Source organism: Pseudomonas sp. IT-347P (genome assembly GCF_949768005.1).
GTDB lineage: Bacteria > Pseudomonadota > Gammaproteobacteria > Pseudomonadales > Pseudomonadaceae > Aquipseudomonas.
The window spans coordinates 698,670-709,545 of the sequence record NZ_CATKPQ010000033.1 but is presented as its reverse complement, the minus strand read 5'-3'; the positions used below and the strand labels follow the sequence as shown (position 1 = coordinate 709,545).

Genomic DNA, 10,876 nt, shown 5'->3' with positions numbered 1-10,876 from the left:
TTCGTTTAAGGCCCTTTGCATGTCCGATTCCCGTTACCAGGTCGATGTCAGCGTCGTTACCCGCTATCTGGCAGACCAATCGCAACCCGAGCACGACCGCTTCGCCTTCGCCTACACCATCACTGTGCAGAACAACGGCGAGATTCCCGCCAAACTGTTATCGCGGCATTGGGTGATAACCGATGGTGATGGCCACGTTGAGGAAGTACGCGGTGCCGGCGTCGTCGGCCAGCAACCGTTGATCGAAGCCGGCCGAAGCCACACCTACAGCAGCGGCACCGTGATGACGACCAAAGTTGGCACCATGCAAGGTACTTACGAGATGGTTGCCGACGACGGCAAACATTTCGACGCCGTTATCAAACCTTTCCTCCTCGCCGTACCCGGAGCCTTGCACTGATGACGACGTACGCCGTCGGCGACCTGCAAGGCTGCCTCGAACCGCTCAAGTGCCTGCTCAGGGAGGTCGCATTCGATCCGAAACTCGACCGCCTGTGGCTGGTCGGCGATCTGGTCAACCGTGGCCCGCAGTCACTGGAAACCCTGCGTTTTCTGTATGGCATGCGGGAATCGCTGGTCTGCGTGCTGGGCAATCACGACCTGCACCTGCTGGCTGCGGCGAAAAACATCGAGCGTTTGAAGAAGTCCGACACCCTGCGCGAGATTCTCGAGGCGCCGGACAGTGCCGAACTGCTGGAATGGGTGCGCCAACAGAAGCTCATGCATTACGACGAGCAGCGCGATGTCGCCATGGTTCACGCCGGCATCCCACCTCAGTGGTCGCTGCGCCGGGCCCTGAAGTGCGCTGACGAAGTCGAGACCGCTCTGCGCGACGATAACCTGCTGCCCGCCTACCTCGACGGCATGTATGGCAATGAGCCGGCGAAATGGGACAACGATCTTAAAGGCGTGGCCCGTCTGCGCGTCATCACCAACTATTTCACGCGCATGCGCTTCTGCACCGCCGAAGGCAAACTCGACCTCAAGAGCAAGGAAGGCCTCGACACGGCACCCGCCGGTTACAAACCGTGGTTCCAGCACAAGGAACGCAAGACCAAAGGCCTGCGCATCATCTTTGGCCATTGGGCGGCACTCGAAGGCAATATTCACGAGCCCGGCATCTCGGCGCTGGACACCGGTTGTGTCTGGGGCGGCAGCCTGACCCTGATGAACGTCGACAGCGGCGAGCGCGTGTCGTGCAAATGCGATGAACACGGCGGCCTCGCCCCGACCGTCGCACCACTTATCCCCGAAACTTCGCCAGTCCGCGTGACGCGTTAGACTGCGCTTTCAGCCGAGCAACAGGAACCCGCCATGAGCGAATTCAAACGAATCCCCCCGGAACAGGCCCAGGCCCTGCGTGAACAAGGCGCTGTCGTGGTCGACGTGCGCGACCCGGCCACTTTTGCCGCGCTGCATATCAGTGGTTCGAAACATCTGGACAATCACTCGCTGCACGCTTTCATTCAAGGCGCCGACCTCGATGCGCCGACCGTCGTCGTTTGCTACCACGGCAATTCCAGCCAGGGTGCTGCGGCGTACCTGATCAGCCAGGGCTTCTCTGATGTTTACAGCATGGACGGCGGCTTCGAGTTGTGGCGCACGACTTATCCGTCGGAAACCGCGCAAGGCACCGCCGAATAATTTTTTTTGTCACGTGCAGGCCCCGGCTGCCGTGGGCCTGCGCTGGCAGACGAACGGTCTTGCCACACATAATTACGTATCTCGCCTTTACCTCCCGAATTAGCAACTATCCTTAAGCCCAGGCCATCCAAAACAGGGGAGAGCCGGTACACCGGCGCACGGGTCATCGGGAGTGACTTTCGCGATTGTCGATCGTGGAAGTGTTCTGGGGGGTAAACAAACAGCTGCCATAGCGGTTGTTTGCCAGCATCGACTGAGTGATCCGGCGTCGGCTCCACGTATCGAGCGAGGTGACGTCATGAGTATCTTTAGCCACTTCCAACAACGCTTCGAGTCCACACGCCAGGAAGAACTCTCGCTGCAAGAGTACCTGGAGCTGTGCAAGAAAGACCGTAGCGCCTACGTTTCCGCCGCCGAGCGTCTATTGCTGGCCATCGGTGAGCCGGAACTGCTCGACACCTCGACCAATTCGAGGCTGTCACGCATCTTCTCCAACAAGGTCATTCGTCGCTATCCGGCCTTTGAAGACTTCCACGGGATGGAAGAATGCATCGACCAGATCGTCTCGTATTTCCGCCATGCCGCCCAAGGCCTGGAAGAGAAGAAACAAATTCTTTATCTGCTCGGTCCCGTCGGTGGCGGTAAATCGTCCCTGGCCGAGAAGCTGAAACAGCTGATCGAAAAAGTGCCCTTCTACGCGATCAAGGGCTCGCCGGTATTCGAATCGCCTCTGGGTCTGTTCAACGCCACCGAAGATGGCGCGATCCTCGAGGAAGACTTCGGCATTCCACGGCGCTACCTGAACACCATCATGTCGCCCTGGGCGACCAAACGCCTGGCCGAATTCGGCGGCGACATCAGCCAGTTCCGCGTGGTCAAACTGTACCCGTCGATCCTCAATCAGATCGCCGTGGCCAAGACCGAACCGGGCGACGAGAACAACCAGGACATCTCGGCGCTGGTCGGTAAAGTCGACATCCGCAAACTCGAGGAATACCCACAGAACGACGCCGACGCCTACAGCTACTCCGGTGCGCTGTGCCGGGCCAACCAAGGCCTGATGGAATTCGTCGAAATGTTCAAGGCACCGATCAAGGTGCTGCACCCATTGCTGACCGCGACCCAAGAAGGCAACTACAACAGCACTGAAGGCCTCGGCGCGATTCCGTTCACCGGGATCCTGCTCGCCCACTCCAACGAATCGGAATGGCACACCTTCCGCAACAACAAGAACAACGAAGCGTTCATCGACCGGATCTACATCGTCAAAGTGCCTTATTGCCTACGCGTCAGTGACGAAGTGAAGATCTACGACAAACTGCTGTTCAACAGCTCCCTGGCCAAGGCCCATTGCGCCCCGGACACCCTGAAGATGCTCGCGCAGTTCACTGTGTTGTCACGCCTGAAGGAGCCGGAGAACTCCAACATCTACTCGAAGATGCGCGTCTACGACGGCGAAAACCTCAAGGACACCGATCCGAAGGCCAAGTCGATTCAGGAATATCGCGACTCGGCAGGCGTCGACGAAGGCATGAACGGCCTGTCGACCCGGTTTGCGTTCAAGATTCTGTCCAAGGTCTTCAACTTCGACCCGCATGAAATCGCCGCCAACCCGGTGCACCTGCTCTATGTGCTGGAACAGCAGATCGAACAGGAACAGTTCCAGGCCGAGACCCGCGAACGCTATCTGCGTTATCTGAAGGAATACCTGGCACCGCGTTATATCGAATTCATCGGCAAGGAGATCCAGACCGCGTACCTCGAGTCTTACAGCGAGTACGGCCAGAACATCTTCGACCGCTACGTGCTGTACGCGGACTTCTGGATTCAGGATCAGGAATACCGCGATCCGGAAACCGGCGAGATCCTCAACCGCGTCGCGCTCAACGAAGAACTGGAGAAAATCGAGAAACCGGCCGGTATCAGCAATCCGAAGGATTTCCGCAACGAGATCGTCAACTTCGTCTTGCGTGCGCGGGCCAATAACAACGGCAAGAACCCAACCTGGCTCAGCTACGAAAAACTGCGGGTGGTCATCGAGAAGAAAATGTTCTCGAACACCGAGGACCTGCTGCCGGTCATCAGTTTCAACGCCAAGGCCAGCAAAGAGGATCAGCAAAAGCACAACGACTTCGTTACACGCATGGTCGAACGTGGCTACACCGACAAACAGGTACGACTGCTGTCCGAATGGTACCTACGGGTCCGGAAGTCGCAGTGAAGCAGCAGCAAGCTTCCAGCTACAAGCTGCAAGAACAAAGCGCGTAACCCACTGATGCCCGGGAACCTGCTTTTACTTGCAGCTTGAGGCTCACAACTTGAAGCTGCCCGGAGGGCTTCCTATGAGTTATGTGATCGACCGACGTCTCAATGGCAAGAACAAGAGCACGGTGAACCGCCAGCGTTTCCTGCGGCGTTACCGTGACCACATCAAGAAGGCTGTCGAAGAGGCGGTCAGCCGGCGTTCCATTACCGATATGGAACACGGCGAACAGATCAGTATTCCCGGTCGCGACATCGACGAACCGGTGCTTCACCATGGTCGCGGCGGGAAGCAGACTGTGGTTCATCCGGGCAACAAGGAGTTCACCGCCGGTGAACATATCGCCCGCCCACCGGGAGGTGGCGGCGGACGCGGCCCGGGCAAGGCCGGCAACTCCGGCGAGGGCATGGACGAGTTCGTCTTCCAGATCACCCAGGAAGAATTTCTCGAGTTCATGTTCGAAGACCTCGAATTGCCTAATCTGGTCAAACGCAACCTGAGCGGTACTGACACCTTCAAAACCGTACGCGCCGGTATCAGCAACGAAGGCAACCCGTCGCGGATCAACATCATCCGCACCCTGCGCTCAGCCCATGCACGGCGCATTGCGCTGTCCGGCAGCAGCCGGGCGAAACTGCGTGAAGTCAAAGCGGAACTTGAACGCCTGAGACGGGAAGAACCAGACAACTTCGGCGATATTCAGGAACTCGAAGCGGAAATCGAGAAACTCAGCGCGCGTATTCATCGCGTGCCGTTTCTCGACACGTTCGACTTGAAGTACAACCTGCTGATCAAACAACCCAATCCCAGTTCGAAAGCGGTGATGTTCTGCCTGATGGACGTCTCCGGCTCCATGACCCAGGCGACCAAGGACATCGCCAAGCGCTTTTTCATCCTGTTGTACCTGTTCCTGAAACGGAACTACGACAAGATCGACGTGGTGTTCATCCGCCACCACACCAGCGCCCGGGAAGTCGACGAGGAGGAGTTTTTCTATTCACGGGAAACCGGCGGCACCATCGTTTCCAGCGCCCTGAAACTGATGCAGGAGATCATGGCCGAACGTTATCCGAGCAATGAGTGGAACATCTACGCGGCGCAGGCTTCCGACGGTGACAACTGGAACGATGATTCGCCGATCTGTCGCGACATTCTGATCAATCAGATCATGCCGTTTGTGCAGTACTACACTTACGTGGAGATCACCCCGCGCGAACATCAGGCCTTGTGGTACGAATACGAACGCATCGCCGAAGCCTTCTCTGACACTTTTGCCCAGCAGCAACTGGTCTCGGCCGGGGATATCTATCCGGTCTTCCGTGAACTCTTCCAGCGCAGGTTAGTGACATGACCGCCAAAGAGCAGAAGCGCCAACCCATTTCCACCGGCTCCGAATGGACATTCGAGCTGATCCAGACTTACGACCGCGAAATCGCCCGGATCGCGGCGCGCTATGCGCTGGATACCTACCCCAACCAGATCGAGGTGATCACCGCCGAGCAGATGATGGACGCTTATGCCTCGGTAGGCATGCCGCTGGGCTATCACCACTGGTCCTACGGCAAACATTTCCTAAGCACTGAAAAATCCTATAGCCGTGGGCAGATGGGCCTGGCCTACGAAATCGTGATCAACTCCGACCCGTGCATCGCTTATCTGATGGAAGAAAACACCATCTGCATGCAGGCGCTGGTGGTGGCGCACGCGTGCTACGGCCACAACAGCTTCTTCAAGGGCAATTACCTGTTCCGCACCTGGACCGACGCCAGTTCGATCATCGATTACCTGGTGTTTGCCAAGCAGTACATCATGCAGTGCGAAGAGCGCCACGGCATCGATGCGGTGGAAGACCTGCTCGACTCCTGCCATGCCCTGATGAACTACGGCGTCGACCGCTACAAACGTCCGTACCCGATTTCCGCCGAAGAGGAACGGCGTCGGCAGAAGGATCGTGAAGAGCACATGCAGAAGCAGATCAATGATCTGTGGCGCACCATTCCCAAAGGCGCGGATAAATACAGCGACAAGGACAACGCTCGTTTCCCGGCCGAACCGCAGGAAAACATCCTCTACTTCATCGAAAAACACGCACCGTTGCTGGAACCGTGGCAACGCGAGATCGTGCGGATCGTGCGCAAGATCGCCCAGTATTTCTACCCACAGCGTCAGACCCAAGTGATGAACGAAGGCTGGGCAACGTTCTGGCACTACACGCTGATGAACGACCTGTACGACGAAGGGCTGGTCACCGACGGCTTCATGATGGAATTCCTGACTTCGCACACCAGCGTGGTGTTCCAGCCAGGCTTCGACAGCCCCTACTACAACGGCATCAACCCCTACGCGCTGGGCTTTGCGATGTATCGTGACATCCGGCGCATGTGTGAAGAACCTACCGAGGAGGACCGCCGCTGGTTCCCGGAAATTGCCGGGACCGACTGGCTGTCGACCATCAAGTTCGCCATGAGCAGCTTCAAGGATGAGAGCTTCATCCTGCAGTACCTGTCACCGAAAGTGATCCGCGACCTGAAGCTGTTCAGCATTCTCGATGACGACCAGAAGGACGATCTGCTGGTGCCGGCCATCCACGATGAACCCGGCTACCGGATCATCCGCGAAACCCTGGCGGCGCAATACAACCTGGGTAACCGCGAGCCGAACATACAGATCTACAGCATCGATCGGCGCGGCGATCGCTCACTGACCCTGCGCCACCAACAACACGACCGCAAACCGCTGGGCGACTCCACCGACGAGGTGCTTAAACACCTGCATCGTTTGTGGGGCTTCGATATTCATCTGGAAACCCTGCAAGGCGACCAGATCATGAAAACCCACCACGTTCCGCCACGCAGTGACCACAGCGAAGGAGATTACGGTCGGCTTGACCTTGCCGTGATTCATCTTTGATCCGGTTTCGGCCTCCGGAAGTCTGACGCAAGGGTTATCCTGTCGGGCTAACGGAGGTTTTTTATGCAGATTTTCAAGGTTGGCGGTGCTGTACGTGATCGCTTGCTGGGCAAACCGGTCACGGACATCGATTGGGTTGTGGTCGGTGCCACCACGGACGAAATGCTCGCCCAGGGTTATCGCCCGGTCGGTGCGGATTTCCCGGTGTTCCTTCACCCCAAGAGTGGCGAGGAGTACGCCCTCGCCCGCACCGAACGCAAAAGCGGGCGCGGCTATGGCGGCTTCACTTTTCACGCCAGCCCCGAGGTGACACTCGAAGAAGACCTGATTCGCCGCGACCTGACCATCAACGCCATGGCCGAGGACGACCAGCACAATCTGACCGATCCCTACCATGGCCAGCGTGATCTGGAAGCGCGGATTCTGCGCCACGTTTCCCCGGCGTTCGCCGAAGATCCTCTGCGTGTGCTGCGCGTTGCCCGCTTCGCTGCGCGTTATGCCGGGCTCGGCTTTACTGTTGCGCCGGAGACGCTGGAATTGATGCGCGAGCTCAGCGAATCCGGCGAGCTGGAGGCGCTGACGGCCGAACGCAGCTGGAAAGAAATCTCTCGTGCGCTGATGGAAGAGCAGCCGCAAGTATTCGTTCAGGTGCTGCGCGACTGCGGCGCGCTGAAGGTGCTGATGCCGGAAGTCGACGCGCTCTTCGGTGTGCCGCAACCGGAAGCGCATCACCCGGAAATCGATACCGGCCTCCACACCCTGAGCGTTTTGGAGCAATCGGCGCTGCACAAACAACCGCTCACGGTGCGTTGGGCCTGCCTGCTGCACGACCTCGGCAAAGGCCTGACTCCGGAAGAAGAGTGGCCGCGGCATATCGCCCATGAGCACACCGGGCTGAAGCTGATCAAAGCGGTCAACGAACGCTTCAAGGCACCGAAGGATTGTCAGGAATTGGCGTTACTGGTCGGCCAATACCACACCCATGGCCACCGGGCACTGGAGCTGAAGGCTTCGACATTGTTGGAGTTGCTGCAGAGTTTTGACGTGTATCGCCGGCCGCAGCGGTTCGAAGAATTTATCGCCGCGTGCGAAATGGATGCTCGCGGGCGCAAGGGACTGGAGCAGAGAAGTTATCCACAGGCCGATTATTTGCGAGGTGCGGCGAAGGCTGCGCGGGAAGTGGCGGTGCAGCCGTTGCTGGAGAAGGGATTCAAAGGTCCGGAACTGGGCGAAGCGCTGAAGCGTGAGCGACTGAAGGCGTTGAAGATCTACAAAGAAGCAGCGTCTGCTTGAAGAGGCGTCGTCGGATCGCCGCCCGGAGCCGGCTCGCTCCCACAGGGAATGCATTCCAAATGTGAGAACGAGCCGGCTCGCGAAAGCGTCCGTCAGATCAACGAAGATCTGATGGGGTCAGTTGTGCGCCACGCCACTCGAACGCTACTGGCGCCAGCACCTGTTCAATCTGCGCCTCTGCCCACAATGTCGCGAAGCTTTTTCCCACGCCCGGATGCACGCGATCCGGTGCAATCAGCGACAACGGCCACAGCACAAAAGCATTTTTCAGAATCTCCGCGCGCGGCAAAACCAACCCATCGAAATTACCCACCAGATCGCCATACAGCAGCACGTCGATATCCAGCGGCAAGCCCTTGCGATCCGGCGCATAGCGACCGTTATCGGCCTCGATGAACTTCAAGCGTCGGTCCAGTTCCATCAACGGCAGGTCGGTATACGCCGACACCACAAAATTGAAAAAAGGCCCGCTCTTGATGCCCACTGGCGCGCTCTCGAACACCGCTGAACAGCGGATATCCACCAGAAACGTCGCCAGGGCTTCGAGCCCTGCGCGCAAATGGGTTTCGCGCTCGATATTGCTACCGAGCCCGAGGTACACCTGAGTCAGCGACATCCGCGCTCGATCTCCACGCCAACACCACCTTTCGCGGCCGGTACGGCGCCGGGTTTGGTCAGCTTAAGACGTACCCAAGTGATCTTGAATTCGCTCATCAGCACTTCGACCAGACGCTCGGCGAAAGTCTCGACCAGCTGGAACTGCGCCTGCTCGGCAAACGCCTGAATGCGCGTGGACACGCTGGCGTAGTCGAGCGCCAGGGTCAGGTCGTCACCGGCGGCGGCCGGGCGATTGTCCCAGGCGAAGCTCAGATCAAGTCGCAGACACTGGCGGATGCCGCGCTCCCAGTCATAGGCACCAATGACGGTGTCAACTTCCAGGCCCTCGATAAACACTCTGTCCAAGCACTTCTCTCCGCTGCACGACAAGGGCGCAATGCGCCGTTAGAATCAGGGCGTCCTCGCCCGGAATAGTTAGCATGTTTTGGTTACTGGCGACTCTCGCCTACCTGCTCGGCTCGCTGTCCTTCGCCATTTTGCTCAGCCGCCTGACCGGAAACCCGGATCCGCGAATGAGTGGCTCGGGTAATGCCGGCGCCACCAACATGCTGCGCCTGGCCGGTCGCAAACTGGCGATCCTGACCTTGCTGGGTGATCTGTGCAAAGGCCTGGCGCCGGTGCTGATCGCATCGGCTGCCGGCCTTTCGCTGCAGGATCAGGCGTGGATCGGCGTCTGCGCCGTGATCGGTCACCTGTTCCCGCTGTACTTCCGCTTCCGTGGCGGCAAAGGCGTCGCCACCGCCGCCGGCATGCTGCTCGGCCTGTACCCACCCGCCGCGTTGCTGGCCGTGTGCGCCTGGCTGCTGACGTTCTACCTGACCCGCACCAGCTCGCTGGCGGCGCTGATCGCCACGCCACTGACCCTGCCACTGTTAGCCTGGCAGGAACCGCAAGCGCTGATGCCGATGAGCGCACTGACCTTGCTGATCGTCTGGCGCCACCGCGGCAATCTACGCGACCTGTTTGCCGGGCGCGAACGGCATTTTTAAATACCGTCGATGAGCGTCGCTCATTACAAGGCCGACAATTGCTCCATCGGCCAACGCGCCTGCACGCTGATCGCCAGACTTTCCTGCTGTCCGGCCTGCAAACGCTGGCAACCGGCAAACGCAATCATCGCGCCGTTGTCGGTGCAGAACTCCGGACGCGCATAAAACACATCGCCCTTCATGTCACCGAGCATCTTTTCCAGCGAAACCCGCAACGCCTTGTTGGCACTGACGCCGCCCGCAATCACCAGACGCTTCATGCCCGCTTGTTTCAGGGCACGCTTGCACTTGATGGTCAAAGTCTCCACCACGGCCTGCTGGAACGCCAGCGCGATGTCGCAACGGGCTTGTTCGCTGTCGTCCCCGGCGTTGACGCATTGCTGCCAGGTGTTGAGGGCGAAGGTTTTCAAGCCGCTGAAGCTGAAATCCAGACCCGGACGATCACACATCGGACGCGGGAAGGTGAAACGTCCGGCAACGCCTTTCTCCGCCAACTTGGCGATTTCCGGCCCGCCCGGGTAATTGAGGCCCATCATTTTCGCGGTTTTGTCGAAGGCTTCGCCGGCGGCGTCGTCGAGCGTTTCGCCAAGCAGGCTGTATTGACCGATGCCATCGACTTGAACCAGCTGCGTATGACCACCCGAGACCAACAAAGCGACGAACGGGAATTGCGGCGGTTTTGGCTCCAGCATCGGGGCCAGCAAATGCCCTTCCATGTGGTGCACACCGAGCGCAGGAATGCCCCAGGCAAACGCCAGCGCCTGAGCGCAGGAAGCGCCGACCAGCAACGCGCCAACCAGGCCAGGGCCTGCGGTATAGGCGATCGCATCGATCTCGGTCGGCACGCAGTCAGCCTCGGCCAACACCTGACGAATCAAGGGCAGCATGCGCTTGACGTGGTCACGCGAGGCGAGCTCCGGCACTACACCGCCATAAGCGCGATGCAGGTCGATCTGACTGAAGAGAGCGTCGGCCAACAAGCCGCGTTCGCTGTCATATAATGCGACGCCGGTTTCGTCGCAGGAGGTTTCTAATCCCAGTACTAGCATGGGTTTGCGCCTTGTTTAGGCTGAATTCGAAGGCGCGCATAATAGTCGCCGCGTGATGCCCCGACCAGCGGTTTTCGATCAGAGGCTTTGCATTCCGAGCGATGAGGGGT

The 10,876-nt window shown here is 58.9% G+C and carries 11 protein-coding genes; 8 read left to right on the top strand and 3 right to left on the bottom strand.

Translation table 11 applies throughout. The features are described from left to right. Positions 1 to 19: 19 nt before the first annotated feature. The 7 genes from apaG (at position 20) to ACM6IV_RS15985 (ending at position 8,110) form a co-directional block, all read left to right on the top strand. Positions 20 to 400, top strand: a complete 381-nt coding sequence (gene apaG / locus ACM6IV_RS16015) for a Co2+/Mg2+ efflux protein ApaG (RefSeq protein WP_414870723.1) — start codon at positions 20 to 22, stop codon at positions 398 to 400. After that, positions 400 to 1,281: a symmetrical bis(5'-nucleosyl)-tetraphosphatase gene (locus ACM6IV_RS16010; RefSeq protein WP_414870722.1), complete on the top strand. Its 882-nt coding sequence runs from the start codon at positions 400 to 402 to the stop codon at positions 1,279 to 1,281. Before apaG ends, ACM6IV_RS16010 begins: the two co-directional genes overlap by 1 nt. A 33-nt stretch (positions 1,282 to 1,314) precedes the next feature. Next, positions 1,315 to 1,644, top strand: a complete 330-nt coding sequence (glpE, locus tag ACM6IV_RS16005) for a thiosulfate sulfurtransferase GlpE (RefSeq protein ID WP_123589042.1) — start codon at positions 1,315 to 1,317, stop codon at positions 1,642 to 1,644. A gap of 298 nt (positions 1,645 to 1,942) precedes the next feature. Beyond that, positions 1,943 to 3,865: a PrkA family serine protein kinase gene (locus ACM6IV_RS16000; protein ID WP_007910115.1), complete on the top strand. Its 1,923-nt coding sequence runs from the start codon at positions 1,943 to 1,945 to the stop codon at positions 3,863 to 3,865. A gap of 121 nt (positions 3,866 to 3,986) precedes the next feature. Beyond that, positions 3,987 to 5,258, top strand: coding sequence for a YeaH/YhbH family protein (locus ACM6IV_RS15995; RefSeq protein ID WP_090286856.1), 1,272 nt, complete (start codon positions 3,987 to 3,989; stop codon positions 5,256 to 5,258). Then, complete coding sequence (locus ACM6IV_RS15990) at positions 5,255 to 6,817, top strand: SpoVR family protein (RefSeq protein WP_414870721.1); 1,563 nt, start codon at positions 5,255 to 5,257, stop codon at positions 6,815 to 6,817. The genes ACM6IV_RS15995 and ACM6IV_RS15990 overlap by 4 nt, the downstream gene beginning before the upstream one ends. Positions 6,818 to 6,880: 63 nt before the next feature. Next, complete coding sequence (locus tag ACM6IV_RS15985) at positions 6,881 to 8,110, top strand: multifunctional CCA addition/repair protein (RefSeq protein ID WP_414870720.1); 1,230 nt, start codon at positions 6,881 to 6,883, stop codon at positions 8,108 to 8,110. Between the two features lie 97 nt (positions 8,111 to 8,207). On the opposite strand, the gene folK is transcribed toward ACM6IV_RS15985, so the two are convergent. Beyond that, complete coding sequence (gene folK / locus ACM6IV_RS15980; protein ID WP_414870719.1) at positions 8,208 to 8,726, bottom strand: 2-amino-4-hydroxy-6-hydroxymethyldihydropteridine diphosphokinase; 519 nt, start codon at positions 8,724 to 8,726, stop codon at positions 8,208 to 8,210. Next, positions 8,717 to 9,073: a dihydroneopterin aldolase gene (folB, locus tag ACM6IV_RS15975; protein WP_064390789.1), complete on the bottom strand. Its 357-nt coding sequence runs from the start codon at positions 9,071 to 9,073 to the stop codon at positions 8,717 to 8,719. The genes folK and folB overlap by 10 nt, the downstream gene beginning before the upstream one ends. Positions 9,074 to 9,147: 74 nt before the next feature. Between folB and plsY the strand changes: the two genes are divergently transcribed. Next, positions 9,148 to 9,717: a glycerol-3-phosphate 1-O-acyltransferase PlsY gene (plsY, locus tag ACM6IV_RS15970; protein ID WP_414870718.1), complete on the top strand. Its 570-nt coding sequence runs from the start codon at positions 9,148 to 9,150 to the stop codon at positions 9,715 to 9,717. 23 nt (positions 9,718 to 9,740) lie between these two features. Here plsY and tsaD read toward each other — a convergent pair whose 3' ends face one another. Continuing rightward, positions 9,741 to 10,766 carry a tRNA (adenosine(37)-N6)-threonylcarbamoyltransferase complex transferase subunit TsaD gene (tsaD, locus tag ACM6IV_RS15965; protein WP_414870717.1) on the bottom strand — a complete coding sequence of 342 codons (1,026 nt, stop codon included), beginning with the start codon at positions 10,764 to 10,766 and terminating at the stop codon, positions 9,741 to 9,743. Between the last annotated feature and the right edge of the window lie 110 nt (positions 10,767 to 10,876).